The sequence below is a fragment of the Desulfuromonas versatilis genome, assembly GCF_019704135.1.
GTDB classification, from domain to species: domain Bacteria; phylum Desulfobacterota; class Desulfuromonadia; order Desulfuromonadales; family NIT-T3; genus Desulfuromonas_A; species Desulfuromonas_A versatilis.
In genome coordinates, this window is record NZ_AP024355.1 from 3896536 (window position 1) to 3910153 (window position 13618).

The window sequence follows — 13618 nt, forward strand, 5'->3', positions numbered from 1 at the left end:
CTCTCAAAGGCCATAGACCTTGGCCTGAAGTGAACGCTTGATGTAGTCGGGGGTCCCATAGTTGCCCGGCAGATCCGCCTCGGAGTTGATGACGTAAACCGAGTGGGCGGTGGGGCTGCAGGTGACCGTCACGGTAAACCCCTCCAGAACAAAGTTGTCGCTGGTCGCCGCCGCGCACCAGGCGCTGTTGCGGGCCCGCTCGGCCCCCCACTCGATGCCGCTGCGGGCCGCGTGGTAGGCCTTGGCGGCCTGCAGGGCGCCGCTGGCGGTGCGCCCCTGCACGCCGGCAATTTTCACCATCGCCGCGCCCAGCAGCGAGAGCACCACCAGGATGAAGATGGCCGAGACCAGGGCGAAGCCCCGCTCGTCTTTCCTGAAATCGGAATGGTTCATGGCGCGTTCACCACGTGGACCTGGTGCAGCAGGCTGACCTTCTCCCCCTGCTCCTCGATGGTCAAGGTCAGGGTCGCCAGCGCCGCCCGCTGGCTGGTCCCCGGCGCATAGCTGAAGCCGCAGTTGGTCACATGCTCGGCCACCAGGGCCCCGCTCCCCGCCGGGAAAGAGGTGGTGTTCGCCGTCGGCGAGCCGATGGGGTACCCCGAGTAGCGGGTCAGAGTCCCGGCAGCGGGGTCGCAGACGTAGCTGACCGGGGTATCGACGATGAAAAAGCGCTGCTGGGGCGAAGGTTGGGGGAACAGCTTGGCGGCGCCAAGCACGATGTGCTCGGCGCCCGACGCGGCGCTGCTCGCTCCGGCGTTCAGCAGCTGCCGGTTGTCGCCCTGGTAGGCGTTGTTCTGCACGGCGGTGGCGCTCAGGTTGTAGACCACCACGCTGTTGCCCGCCGCCAAGGCCGCCGGGCTCACCGGCCCCGCGGCGTCGAAACTGGGGTCGGCGGCGATGAAGTCGAGGGGATCGCCCCCCTGGTCCCGGTAACGGCTGCCGTCCACCGTGTGCCACAGCTCCAGGTAGGATATCCCCGCCGCCACGCTGACCCGGATGCTGTTGGGCAGCGCCTGGCGGATGTCGCGCTGCATGCGGCGCAGGGCGCTCTCGGCGCTGTCCACCAGCTCGGCGCGGCGCGCCAGCCCGACATACCCCTCGATGGGCTTGGCGATGAACGCCGCGCCCAGCGCGGCGAGAATGCCGGTGATGACGATCACCACCACCAGTTCCACCAGAGTGAAGCCGGCCGATCCGGCGATCTGTTTTTTCAAGCGTCCCCTCATGCCGGCCTCAGTAATCCACGCACCAGCCGCGCAGGGTGAAATTGGTCCCCTGACCGCTCACCGTCACGGTGACCCGGCTGGCGGAGACCTGGTTTCCCGCCGGCCCGAGATTGTCGGCCGCCACGGTGACCGTCACCGAGTAATTTGGGTCGAGCGCTCCGATCAGCGCCCCGTTCTGGTCCCGCACCTTGGCGTCGGGCAGGTTGTTGTAGTCGGCGACGTTGTCGAAGGTTGCCCGTCCCCCCGGGTGAACAGGGGTAGTGTCCGGCCCGCAGGGGTGCAGCAGGACCTCCTCCAGGTAGGATTCGGCGATGGCCACCGCCTGGTGCTGGAGCATCGGGTCGACGCTGTGGCTGGTGGTTTGGTTTATCACCATCAGCACCCCGGAGAGGGCAACCGCGATAATGACAATGGAGATGATCAGCTCCACCAGGGTTACGCCGCGCTCGCGGCTATCGCCGACAAACACTCTCATGGTGTCTGGATATATCCCGTCTCGCCGATGATCTGAAAGCTGCGAGTCCCCACAGTCACGGTCACATCGGACGGCACTGCCCCGACCAGCGCCCGCCCCATGGCATCGAAGGTCACCGAGGGGTGGCTGGAAGTCAGGGTGACGCCGGCCATGCTTCCGCTGGTGACCGGGTGTTCGGCGGTAAGGGAGATGAAATTCGAATCGGAGCAATCGAGTTCCGGGCGCAGTAGCGTATAGCTTGCGCCGGCAATATCGAGTCTCACCGGGCAACCGGTGGACACAGCCAGCTTCTGCCCATAGCGCGCGGCGGCCTGGACCTCGTCGAAAAAGCCACGTTTCTTAAAGTCGCTGGCATCGAAAAGTTTCGGCAGGGCGACCGCAAAAACGATCCCCAGTAACACCAGAACCACCACTAGCTCAACGAAGGTAAATCCACTTGAATTTCTATCAATCCCGGGATATGGCATTTTCGCAAACGATTCAGCTAGTGACATTTCGAAAAAGGGAAATGAATAGTTGGTCGGCCCTATTTTAATAAAAAAGGCAGGGCCTCATCAAAGCCCCGCCTTTTTCAACTGCATCCCTGAAAATTCAGGTTATACCGCGGTCTTTGACTTACCAATCTTTGGAAATTTTCGCTGCAACAGTCGAAGATTCCACATTATCGATCGTAATTGTGTAGGTAGTTCCGCCCAAGGTAGCTGCCAGGGTATTGGTGGCCGGAGCCCACCCCGTAGGCAATTCGTCAATAGCCGCTCTCAGGCAAGTCCCGCTGTTAGCGCCTTCGATCAAGCCTGTGTTGCAAGTGGTCGCATCAACGTAGGCAGGCAGATTTGCTGCAGGTTTACCAATCAGCTTGGCGGCATGGTTCAGGGCCACGGCAGCTTGAGCCGAAGCATAAACCCCATCAGCCTGGGCTTTGTATGCCTCGGTTTTCATGTCAACATACTTGGGAATCGCTACTGCGGCCAGAATGCCGAGGATGACGATAACCACGACCAGTTCGATCATTGTGAAACCTTTTTCATTCCTCATTGCCTTTTTACCTCCATTTTTTTGTTATGGACCCTGAAGTCCGACTCCATGCATTGCTGCATTCATTAACAATGCATTCCCCGTACCATCTCAAACTTTCCTCGAAATAATTCCCCGATAATTTCTGCGGTCATCCCTCCCTTGCGTGAATTCGGCTACTTACCTCGCAACAAAGACTCATCCAACCAGCCATAGGTCTCCAGGGCCGCCAGCTGCAGACCCACGATGGAGCCGCCTGGCGAGCCGTCTTCCCGATCATCGAACACCGGCAGCACCCTGAACCTGGCCGCCGCAGCGCCCCCCGCCGCCGAGCTGAAGTAAAGTTCGTTTTTCACCCGGTAGACCAGCAGCTGCTTTTTCCTGTCGTAGTACCAGTTGCCGCCTTCCACCCCTTCGGGGTCGGGCCCGTCCAACTCCCCCAGGTAGTTCTTCGGCCTCTCAACCAGATGCTCGATGGGGTTGACGAACACCAGCTCGGCGAGCTTTTGGGGGCGGTCCTGCGCCAGGTAGCGGGCCGCCTGCAGACTGAGGGCGCTGCGCAGGGCTCCGGCCTGCATCTCCATGGTGACGCGTTCGGCGTCGACCTGCAGGCCCAGCAGCCGCCCCAGCGCCACCAGGAACAGGATTCCGACGACGACCACGACCACGGCCAGCTCCAGCAGGGTGAAACCCCGCTGATCCCCACCCTGTCGGTTTTTTGACGTCATCGGTTCGCCATAAGGCCCCACCGGCCTGTTCCTCGTCAAATCCCCGGCCGTCAATTGGCGGGAAGTTCGTCTTGCTCACCGCGCGATGGCGGTAAGATTCCACATGGGGAGAAACACCCCCAGAGCCAGGATCAGCACCATGCCGCCCATGGCCACCACCAGGATCGGTTCGATGGCGCTGGAGAGTTTCTTGAGGTCGTATTCGATCTCCCGCTCGTAAAAATCCGCGACCTCCAGCAGGGTGCTGTCCACCGCGCCGGTCTCCTCGCCGACGGCGAGCATCTGCAGCACCAGGGGGGTGAACAGCCTGGTGTTGCCGGCGGCGTTGGTCAGGGTCTCGCCCCGCTCGATGTTGTTGCGCATCTTGTCGATGCGCCCGCCGACGTGGGGATTGTCCACCGCCCGCGCGGTCAGGCCCAGGGCCTGCACCAGCGGCACGCCGGCGCTGTAGCCCATGGAGAAGGCCCGGGCGAAACGCACCATGGTGGCGCGCAGGATGATATCGCCCACCAGGGGCAGCTTCAGCTTGTAGCGCCCCCAGAGCAGCCTGCCCGAATCGGTTTTGAGGTAGCGCAGCAGCAGCCAGCCGCCGACCAGCGTCCCGACCAGCAGCAGCGGCCAGTAAGTCGTGGTGAATTTGGAGATCGCCAGCAGGATTCGGGTCGGCAGGGGAAGATCGGCACCGAAGCTGCGGAAGACCCTGGCGAAGGCCGGCACCACCAGCAGGTTGATGACCGCCAGGGCCACGGCGATGGCGGCAGTGACGAAGGCCGGGTAGCGCAGGGCCTCCTTGACCCGGTCGCGGGTGTCCTTGTCCTGCTCGAGGTAGCGGGCGACCTGCTGAAAGGCCTCGTCGAGCTGCCCCGAGTTCTCGCCGACCTGGATCATGCTCACCAGCAGCGAGGGAAAGACCCTGGGGTGCCGGGCGAGGGCGGCGCTGAGGTCGCGCCCCGACTCGATGTCCTCCACCACGGCACGCAGGGTACGCGCCAGAACCGGCTTGTGGGCCGTCGCTTCGAGCCCCTTGAAGGCGCGGACCAGGGGGATCCCGGCCCGGGTCAGGGTGTGCATCTGCCGGCAGAAAAGGATCAGGTCTTCGACCTCAGCTTTCTGCCGGGCGCGCCAGACATTCCGCAGGGTCCCCAGCACGTCGGAGCCGGCCTGGACCGCGCTGATCTTCAGCGGCGAGATGCCGTTGGCCAGCAGCTGGCCGGCGACGGCGTCCACCGAGGCGGCCTCCATGGTCCCCTCGAGCAGCTCTCCCGAGCTGCTGCGGGCTTTGTAATGATAGTTGGCCATATCCGTAGGTCTCCCCCCTCCCCTTCAAGGGGAGGGTCGGGGTGGGGATGGGCATTGAGCTTCGGGTACCCCATCCCCCTCCTGACCTCCCCCTTGAAGGGGGAGGAACTTCAGGCTTCCAAGGAAGCCTCTTCCGTAGCTGTCGATGCCGGCTCGCTCTCCAGCAGCGCCTGCTCATCCACCTGCCCCGAAACCCGCAGCACCTCCTCCATGGTGGTCACCCCCTCCCTGGCGTACTGCAGGGCGCAGAGCTCCAGGGGCCGGAACCCCTTCTGACGCGCGGCGATCTCGGCGAAGCCGCCGCTGTCACCGCGGCGCAGGGCATCGGCCAGCGGTTCGCTGATCTCGAGCAGTTCGAACACCCCGATGCGCCCCCGGTAGCCGGTGTTGTGGCACTTGGGGCAGCCCAGCCCGCGGCGGAAGCTCACCCCCTCGGGGATCCCACCGGTTTTGGCCCGCAGCCAGCTGCGCTGCTGGGGGTTCAGGGGGTCGTCCTCCTGGCAGCTGGGGCAGATGCGCCGCACCAGGCGCTGGGCGAGCACCGCCCGCAGGGCGCTGGCCACCACGTACCCCGCGGCGCCCATGTCGAGCAGGCGCAGCGCGGTGCTGACCGAGTCGTTGGTGTGCAGGGTGGAGAGCACCATGTGGCCGGTCATGGCGGCGCGCAGGCCGATCTCGGCGGTCTCCTGGTCGCGCATCTCGCCGACCATGATCACGTCCGGGTCCTGGCGCAGGGAGGCGCGCAGGATGCTGGAAAAATCGAGCCCGATGCGGGGGTGAACCTGCACCTGGTTGATGCGCGGCAGGCGGTATTCCACCGGGTCCTCGACGGTGATCACCTTCTTCTCGGCAAGGTTCAACTCGTTGAGCGCGGCATACAGCGTGGTGGTCTTGCCGCTGCCGGTGGGCCCGGTGACCAGGACCATGCCGTGGGGGCGCTGCACCGCCGCCCGGAAGGGGGCGAGGATCTCCGGGGGCATGCCGACCTGGTCGAAGCCGAGAATCCCCCCCGACTGGTCGAGCAGGCGCATGACCACCGACTCGCCGTGCTGCAGGGGCATGGTCGAGAGGCGGATGTCGATGCTCTTGCCGTGCACCCGGATGTTGAAGCGGCCGTCCTGGGGCAGGCGCCGCTCGGAGATGTCGAGCCCGGAGAGCAGCTTGAGGCGCGAGACCAGGGCCCCGGCGATGCGCTTCTCCTTGATGATCTGCTCGTGCAGCAGCCCGTCGATGCGCTGGCGGATGCGCAGCACCGCCTCGTCGGGCTCGATGTGGATGTCCGAGGCGCCGACCTGCACCGCGTCCTCGAACAGCGAGCGCAGCAGTTTGACCACCGGGGCGTCTTCCAGCTCGCTGGCCGGCAGCAGCTCGGCGAGGTTGACCCCCTGGCCGAGCTCCTCGCCGAGCTCCTCGGCGAGGTTAACGATCTGGTCGGTACGCCGGTAGACGGTGTCGACGGTGCGCAGCAGGTCGGATTCGCGCACCACTGCCTGGTTGACCGGGCGCTTGAGGATCTTGACCAGCTCGTCATAGGCGAAGATGTCGGTGGGATCGGCCATCCCCACCAGCAGCTCGCCGTTGGTCTCGTTGAGCACGATGGCCCGGAAGCGCCGGGCGTAAGTCTCGGGGAGCTTGCGGACGGTTTCCGGCTTGTAGCGGTAGTGCTGCAGGTCGATGTAGGGGATCTGCAGCTGGCGGGCCAGGCACTGCAGCAGGCCGCTGGAGGTGACCATGCCCAGCTCGATGAGGGTGTCGCCGAGCTTGTGGCCGGTCTTTTTCTGGGCGACCAGTGCCTGCTGCAGCTGCTCTTCGCTGATCAGGCGGTTTTCGACCAGCATTTCGCCGATGCGTATTTTCTTGCGGATGGCCATCAATCAGCTCCGTTGTTCAGTGAAGCGCCGCCAGGCGTCCCTCGACGTAGCGTCGCAGGTCGGCACCAAGCTGCCCGCTGCGCAGGGCGCCCTGGTAGGCTGCGGAGGCCTCGGGCCCTCGGCCCTGGCTCTCCAGGGCGATACCCAGCCCCATCCACCACACCCCTGCCGAAGGCGCCACGCTCAGCACCCTCCGGTAGGCCTGTTCGGCCAGGGCAAAGTCTCCCAGGCGCTGGTAGACCGCCGCCAGCAGGGCGTGATGCTCTGGATCGCCCCCGACCTCGGGCAGCCCCCCACGGATGAGCAGGTCGCGGGCCTGGATCAACTCGCCGCGATCGACCAGCAGCCGGGCATAGCCGCGGCGGAACAGGGGATGTCCCGGGTGCAGAGCCAGCCCTTCGTTCAGCAGGGGCTCGGCTTCGCTGATGCGGCCGGCGCCGAGCAGCTGTTCGACCAGCAGTTGCCGGGCCTCGATGCTGGCGGGCTGAAGGCGAAGCGCCTGGCCCAGGAGCTCTTCGGCCTCGGCCGGGCGACCGGCGGCCAGGGCAGTCCGGGCGCGGGCCAGGGCCTGCCCGGCATCCTCGCCGGTGTTGGGCGCCTGGGGGACCTGGCCCGGGGACGGCATGGGCGCGGAGGGTAATTCGGTCGGGGCAGGCGCCTGCGGATTGCGCGCAGCCTCGGCGGGCCCGTCCGCCCTTGCGGAGCTCTGCGGCTGCGCCACCGGCGGGCCGGCAGCATAAAGATCGAGCACCAGGCGGTCGCCGAATCGGCGCCCCTTGCTCTCGAACTGTTCGAGGTAGCGGTAATCCCCCTTCATCTGCAGCACCAGCCGCAGCTGACCCTGGCCTCTTTCCAACTCGATGGAACGAACCAGGGGGCTCTCCCTGGGCGGAGCGGGGAGCGTGCCGTCGAAGCGGGTGTTGGGCAGCTCCACCACCAGGCGACGGTTGCCGGCATCCCGCTGCAGCCGGTAGTCGGGAACCCCCGCGAAAAATGCCACCAGCCGCAGGTAGCCTGCCTGCTCGGTGATGCGCAGGTTGCGCAGTTCCACCGTCGGCGCCGGCGGGAGCGCCGCGGGAAGGTCGCCCGCCGCTTTGGCCGGCGCCCCCGGAGCGGGCTTGGACAAGGCCGGACGCGGTTCGGGGAGAGTTTTTTCTGGGGCGGAAATCTCCACCGGGGAGGTAGCGGCAGGTGGTTCGGCCTCGGCCACAGGGGGCAGCTCCGGCTCCGGGATCGCTGCCTGAGCGAGCGGCGCGGTCGGTTCGGCCTCAGCCGGGGTGTCCGCAAGCGCTGGCTCGGCAGCTTCTGCCTCTGCAGGCTCGAGCGGTGCGGGCGGCACCTGGAGATCGACGACCGCAGGCGGAGCGGCGGGCGGTGTTCCATACCACCCCCAAACGCCCCAGAAGGCGAGCAGGGCCAGCAGCACAAGGCCGGCCGGAACCAGCCGCTGCCGTCTTCCCCGGCCCGGAGCGCCGGGCGTCACGCTCGCCCCGAGCGCCGGGCGGGCGACGGGGTCCGCGGCGGCCTGCTGTTTGCGGGCCTCGAGGTCCTTGAGCATCTGGTTGATCAGGCTCACGGCATACCTCCCAGCGCCCACCGCGCCACCAAGGCCAGCCCGGCCAGGATCAGCGCCCCCGTCAAGGCCAGGCCCCAGACCATCGGCGCGGCGCTCAGCCGCTCGCCGAGCGCCGCGTCGGGGGTGTCGGCGACGGCCGCCCTGACCGGGGCCAGGTCGATGGTGGCCTCGCCCCGCCCGAAGGCGGCCAGCAAGGACTTGTGACAGAGGATGTTGACCAGCCTCGGCACGCCTCGGCTGGCGCGGAACAGGCGGTCGATGGCCCGGCGGGTGAAAATCTGCTGCGGGCAGCCGGCGACCCGCAGGCGATGAGCGACGTAACCGGCGACGTCCTCCCGATTCAGGGGCTCGAGCCGGTAGCCGAAGGTGATCCGCTGGCGCAGCTGACGCAGGCCGGTCCCGGCCAGCCGCTCGTCAAGCTCGGGCTGGGCGAACAGCACGATGTGCAGCAGCTTGCGCTTTTCGGTCTCCAGGTTGCTGAGCAGGCGCAGGGCCTCGAGGCTCTCGTCGCTCATGGCCTGGGCCTCGTCGATGCACAACACCACCTGCCGGCCGGCATCGCTCAGCTCCACCAGCCTGGCGGCGAGGCACTTGAGCAGCTCCTGAACCGTGGCGTCGCGCCGGAACTCGATCCCCAGTTCGTCGGCGACCGCCTGGTGCAGCTGGCGCGGGGAGAGCAGCGGGTTGGGCAGGTAGGCGGTGACACAGTCTTCGCCGAGCGAGTCGAGCAGCCGGCGGCAGAGCAGGGTCTTGCCGGTGCCGACCTCGCCGACGATCTTGATGAACCCTTCCCCGGTGGCAAGCGCCACCAGCAGCACGTTGAGCGCTTCCTGCTGGCCCGGGTGCCGGTAGAAAAAACCGGTGTCCGGGGTCAGGGAAAAAGGCTGTTCTGCAAATCCGAAATGTTCCAGATACATGGTCTGGCGCCTTTGTTCAAATTGCTGACCCTAGCGCGCGGCGGGGCGCACCGAGAAGCCCTGTTGTTCGGTCAGGCTGTGCTGCCACCCCTGCTGGAAGTACGCGCCCATCCCCTCGATGCGCTGCCGGGATTTTGACACTTCACTGTCCCAGGCCTGGCTGTCCTGGACCACCAGCGGTCGCAGCAGGATGACCAGTTCGCTTTTGCGCGAACTGGATTGGGTGTGGCGGAACAGGGGCCCCAGCAGCGGCACCTTGCCGAGGTAGGGGACCGAGGCCACGTCCTTGACCACCGAGTTCTGCATCAGCCCGCCGATCACCACCACCTGGCCGCTGCGGGCCCGCACGATGCTGTCGGACTCGCGCACGGTGCTCAGCGCCAGGGGCAGGATCTGCGGCCGCTCACCCACGGTGACGGTCTTCTGCTGGTCGCGGACCTCGCTGATGGTGGGGTGGATGTGCAGGGTCACGCCGCCGGAGGAATCGATCTGCGGGGTGACATCCAGAGCGATGCCGGAGAAGAAGGGCGTCAGGGTGATGTCCGAGGTGGTGGTGGCGGTGGTGCCGGTCACCGTGTCGCTGGAGATGTCGGTGACGAAGAACTCGTCCGAGCCGACCTTGATCACCGCTTTCTGGTTGTTGACCGTGGAGATGCGCGGGCTGGAGAGCACCTGGACGTTCCCCTGGGTCTCGAGCAGCTCGATGAAGGCGGTGAAGTCCTTGAGGTTGAGCGCGGCGCTGAACACCCCGCCGAAGGCCGAGGTGTCGGTCCCCTCGGGCAGCAGCAGGTCGAGGGGGTTGAGGGTGCCGCTGTTGCCGGCGATTTCTGAGATCCCCTGGTTGAACAGCGTTCCGCCGCCGGTCTGGCCGATGACGATGGTCTTGTCCTGGCCCGGGCGGCCGAGCGCGGCCCAGTTGATCCCCGACTGGAAACCGTCGCTGAGTTCGACCTCGAGAATTTTCGCCTCGAGGATCACCTGGCGCTGCAGGGTTCCCTGGATGGCGGTCAGGTAGGCCTCGACCCCCTGCAGTTCTTCGGGCATCGCCCGCACCACCACCACCCCGGCCTGGGGCTGCACCACGACCTGGCGCCCCTCGTGGCTGCCGACGATGGCCTGCAGCGCGGCGGCGAGCTCCCGCCAGAAATCGGCCAGCGACTCGGTGTCGATGCGGCTGCCGGAGACCGCCCGCTGGCTGTCCTCCTGGCCGTTTTTGTCCTCGACCACCTCGCTCACCTGCCCCGAGCTGACCCGGGTCTGGGAGACCCCCCGGCGCACGAGGTTGAGGTAGTTGACGTAGAACACCTTCGACTGAAGGCCGAAGGGCATGACCTGGAAGCCGGTTTCGGTACGATGGAAGGGATAGCCGTAGACGTTGCGCACCACCTCCATGACCTCGGGGATGGTCGCGTTTTTCAGGCTGAGGGTGATCTCGCCGGACACCTCCGGATGCACCACCATGTTGTAGGGGGAGCCGGCGACCAGGCCCATGAAGAATTCGGCGGCCGGGGTCTTTTTGGCCGAGATGTCGAATCGCGGCTCGGCGGCGGCCATCGGCATCCCCGTTACCGCCGGAGGCAGCAGGGCGGTGGAGATCTCGGGAGGCAGGATCACCGGCCCGACCGGGGCCGGCGCCTGGGCGGGCTCCTGCAGCGCCTGGCCGATTTCGCGGCCGGCATCGGCGCCGCGCGGCGGCGGAGCGCAGCCCCAGGCAAAAAGCAGCGCCGTCAGCAGCAGGCAGCGGGTGGCGGACAGAACGTTAGGCCACATTGGTCATTTCCCCTCTTGATGTTGCGCGGATGGCTCTTTCAGGCGATCCGGAGTCAGGTTCAGGGTGTACTCACGCTTGCCCTTTTGCAGCAGCACCGCGGACGGCGTGATCGCCACCACTCGTGCCCCGTCGATGCGATCGCCCTCCACCACGGCCTGCCCGCTGATCACGGCCACCCGACGCTCGGGGGAAACCAGGATCGAGCTGAGCCGCCAATCGGGGGCTTTGCTCCGCAGCGGTTCGGGGGCCCGCTCGGGGGCGGCGGGGATGGGTGGCCGGGTCGGGTCCCGCAGCTCGGCACCCCGGGCGTCGACCGCCAGGGCGAGGGCCGCCGCGAACAGGATGCAGCAGGAAAACCATTTCTTCCGTGAAAGTTCAGACACCGATCCACCCCCTTTTGAGGCTCAGGGTGTGCACGGTCAGACGCACCCGGGAGGTTGGATGGCGCAGCACCTCGATCTGCAGCTCATCCCAGAAAAGATGCCGCGGCAGAGTCTCCAGCTCGCGCAGGTAGGCCAGGGTATCGACGTAGCTCCCTTCGAACTCGATGCGCAGGGCATGCCGATAGAGGTTGGGCATCTCGCCCGGCAGCGCCGCTCCGGCAGGGGCCTCCAGCAGGGCGACCGGCTCCAGGTTCTCCATCCGCAGCAGCCGCAGCCCTTTTTGCCGGGACAGCACCTGCTCCACCAGCCGGGGCATTTCCCGGGGCGAGACCAGGTTGTCGGCCATCCCTTCCAGCTCCGCTCCGATCGCGGCGATCTCTGCCTCCAACTGCTGCAGCGCCAGGCGGTTTTTCTGGTCGGGATCCTGGCTGTGCAGGGCGATCACCTGTTCACCCTGAGCGGTGATCTGCGCGGTCTGCACATCGATCGCCTGGATGCGCGCCTGGAGCAGGCGCCGGCGCTCCTCGATGGGCTGGTAGAGCAGGGCATGCCAGGCGGCCGCCAGCAGGGCCAATGCCCCGAGCAGCAGCAGGGCGCGCTCGCGCAGCGAGCGCTTCTCGAGGCGCTCGCCCCAGGTCTTGAGGCGGCCCAACAGGGGATTCATCGGCTCACCTCCTGATTGCTCAGAAGAAAATCGACGGCGTCGGGCCGCTGTTCGGAGCGCTCGATTTCGAAGCGGCTGAACTCGAGGCCGCCGAACACCGGCTCCTCGGAAAGTCGTCCCACCAGCCGGGGCACCAGTTCCGGGTTCAGGGCGCTGCCCGCCAACGACACCTGCCGGCCGCCCCCGGCCAACTCGATGCGGCGCAGCCAGACTCCCGCCAGGGATTGGCCGGCCAGCCCTTCGAGATGCCCGGAGAACCCTCCGGGCTCCTCGAGCCCGGCCTGGAGCAGGGCGGCCAAGGGCCGCTGCGCCTCCCGTTCGACCGTCAACCGGGCCAGCTGCTGTTTCAGGAGCTGGCTTTCCTGGCGGGGGGGATACTGGTTCTGGATCTCGTCCAAACGCCTGGAGGCTTCTGCCTGATGCTGCTCGATCCTGCCCAGTTCATCGTTCAAACGGTTGGCCTGGGCAAGAAAAGCCAGGGAGGCGATGGTCAGCAGCGCCACGGCGCCAAGCAGCACGCCGAGCATGGTCGGTGCCGAAAGCATGACCCGGGGCTCCAGGGCGGCGCTCTGAAAAAGGTTGATCTGCTGCTTCATGGCGCCCCCTCGACATCGCGCAGGGCGGCTCCGAAAGCCGGCAGGCAGCGGGCCTGGTCCAGGGGCGAGAGCGCGGCCCCTTCGAAAAGCGCCGCCAGGTCCAGCCGGCGCACCGAAATCCCCAGGTAATCCGCCAGGTATTCGGTGAGCCGCGGCACCTCCTGCTCGAGGGGGGCGACCACCAGGCTCTGGATGGCGGGAAGGGAGAAGCTGCTGCCGTAAAAGTCGAGGGAGCGCTGGATTTCAAGCACGATGGAGTCGAGCATCCCCTGCAGCCGGTAGCCGGCTTCCTCTGCGGACTGCCCATCCCCCTCGGCGGCGATCTCCGCCAGGTCGGCCGCGCCGACACTGATGCTGCGGGCCAGGTAAAGGACGCCGCCGCGGCTGATGGTGATCTGTCCCCGGTGCCGCCCCAGCTGCAGCAGCGCCAGTCCCCGCTCCTCCTCGGGCAGCAGGGTCGCCAGGTTGCGCAGCACGAGCTCGGGGATGTCCATGGCGCTGACCTTGAGGCGGGCCGCCCGCAGCAGGGCCGCCCGGTTGCGGACCTGGACCCGGGGAGCAGCCACCACGTAGGCCATTTTTGCCCGCCCCGGCTGGGCGGGGTTGGGCACGAGAAAGTAATCGATGATCGCCTCCTCGACGGGATAGTCGATCAGGTCCCTGATATGCCAGCAGACCGCGGAGGAGATCTCCTCCTCGGGCACCTCGGGGGGATCGACCTGCAACAGGCTGTAATTGCCCACCCCCATCACCCCCACGCAGCGGCTTCGCCCCAGACCGTGAAGGCGAATGGCCTCCTGCAGCAGGGCAGTCCGGTCCTGTTCGCGGCGGGCCTCGATGAATCGGCAGACCGTCACCTGCGGGCGCTCGCCCTCACGGCGCTTGAGATGCACCACCCCGAGCCCGTCGGGGTGTTCGCAGATGCCGGTGACTCCGTCCTGGGCTCCGGCTTGTCGAAAGGGGAATTTCAGCATGGTCACTCCGTTTCGCCCGGCAGGCTTATCCTGTCCCACCGGCCGCTGCGGCTCATTTCATACAACAACTGTGCCAGAAACCCTGCCATCCCGGGTTCTCCGCTGGCCTGACGGGGCCTGAAAA

At 66.7% G+C, this 13618-nt stretch carries 15 protein-coding genes; all 15 read right to left on the reverse strand.

Annotated elements, in window-relative coordinates; all coding sequences use genetic code 11:
• Positions 1-3: 3 nt before the first annotated feature.
• The 15 genes from DESUT3_RS17535 to pilM all read right to left on the reverse strand — a co-directional run bounded on the left by DESUT3_RS17535 (position 4) and on the right by pilM (position 13494).
• Positions 4-393: a pilus assembly protein MshP gene (locus tag DESUT3_RS17535; RefSeq protein WP_221249775.1), complete on the reverse strand. Its 390-nt coding sequence runs from the start codon at positions 391-393 to the stop codon at positions 4-6.
• Positions 390-1214: a prepilin-type N-terminal cleavage/methylation domain-containing protein gene (locus tag DESUT3_RS17540; RefSeq protein ID WP_225911553.1), complete on the reverse strand. Its 825-nt coding sequence runs from the start codon at positions 1212-1214 to the stop codon at positions 390-392. The genes DESUT3_RS17535 and DESUT3_RS17540 overlap by 4 nt, the downstream gene beginning before the upstream one ends.
• A gap of 19 nt (positions 1215-1233) precedes the next feature.
• Positions 1234-1701, reverse strand: coding sequence for a type IV pilus modification PilV family protein (locus DESUT3_RS17545; RefSeq protein WP_221249777.1), 468 nt, complete (start codon positions 1699-1701; stop codon positions 1234-1236).
• Complete coding sequence (locus tag DESUT3_RS17550) at positions 1698-2195, reverse strand: GspH/FimT family pseudopilin (RefSeq protein ID WP_318835952.1); 498 nt, start codon at positions 2193-2195, stop codon at positions 1698-1700. Before DESUT3_RS17550 ends, DESUT3_RS17545 begins: the two co-directional genes overlap by 4 nt.
• Before the next feature lie 121 nt (positions 2196-2316).
• Positions 2317-2736, reverse strand: a complete 420-nt coding sequence (locus tag DESUT3_RS21250) for a type II secretion system protein (RefSeq protein WP_221249779.1) — start codon at positions 2734-2736, stop codon at positions 2317-2319.
• A gap of 155 nt (positions 2737-2891) precedes the next feature.
• Positions 2892-3443: a prepilin-type N-terminal cleavage/methylation domain-containing protein gene (locus DESUT3_RS17560; RefSeq protein ID WP_221249780.1), complete on the reverse strand. Its 552-nt coding sequence runs from the start codon at positions 3441-3443 to the stop codon at positions 2892-2894.
• 75 nt (positions 3444-3518) lie between these two features.
• On the reverse strand, positions 3519-4742 hold the full coding sequence (locus tag DESUT3_RS17565) for a type II secretion system F family protein (RefSeq protein WP_221249781.1): 1224 nt from the start codon (positions 4740-4742) through the stop codon (positions 3519-3521).
• 110 nt (positions 4743-4852) lie between these two features.
• Positions 4853-6613, reverse strand: a complete 1761-nt coding sequence (locus DESUT3_RS17570; RefSeq protein WP_318835953.1) for a GspE/PulE family protein — start codon at positions 6611-6613, stop codon at positions 4853-4855.
• Between the two features lie 16 nt (positions 6614-6629).
• Positions 6630-8189: a tetratricopeptide repeat protein gene (locus DESUT3_RS17575; protein ID WP_221249783.1), complete on the reverse strand. Its 1560-nt coding sequence runs from the start codon at positions 8187-8189 to the stop codon at positions 6630-6632.
• Positions 8186-9106, reverse strand: coding sequence for an ExeA family protein (locus DESUT3_RS17580; RefSeq protein ID WP_221249784.1), 921 nt, complete (start codon positions 9104-9106; stop codon positions 8186-8188). Before DESUT3_RS17580 ends, DESUT3_RS17575 begins: the two co-directional genes overlap by 4 nt.
• A gap of 30 nt (positions 9107-9136) precedes the next feature.
• The gene (gene mshL / locus DESUT3_RS17585) at positions 9137-10876 is read right to left on the reverse strand and encodes a pilus (MSHA type) biogenesis protein MshL (protein WP_221249785.1); all 1740 of its coding nucleotides are present in this window, start codon (positions 10874-10876) and stop codon (positions 9137-9139) included.
• A gap of 3 nt (positions 10877-10879) precedes the next feature.
• A complete protein-coding gene (locus tag DESUT3_RS17590; RefSeq protein ID WP_221249786.1) occupies positions 10880-11260 on the reverse strand; it encodes a hypothetical protein in 381 nt (126 codons plus the stop codon).
• Positions 11253-11924, reverse strand: coding sequence for a type II secretion system protein GspM (gspM, locus tag DESUT3_RS17595; RefSeq protein ID WP_221249787.1), 672 nt, complete (start codon positions 11922-11924; stop codon positions 11253-11255). The genes DESUT3_RS17590 and gspM overlap by 8 nt, the downstream gene beginning before the upstream one ends.
• A complete protein-coding gene (locus DESUT3_RS17600) occupies positions 11921-12520 on the reverse strand; it encodes a PilN domain-containing protein (RefSeq protein WP_221249788.1) in 600 nt (199 codons plus the stop codon). The genes gspM and DESUT3_RS17600 overlap by 4 nt, the downstream gene beginning before the upstream one ends.
• Complete coding sequence (gene pilM / locus DESUT3_RS17605; RefSeq protein WP_221249789.1) at positions 12517-13494, reverse strand: pilus assembly protein PilM; 978 nt, start codon at positions 13492-13494, stop codon at positions 12517-12519. The genes DESUT3_RS17600 and pilM overlap by 4 nt, the downstream gene beginning before the upstream one ends.
• Positions 13495-13618: the final 124 nt, after the last annotated feature.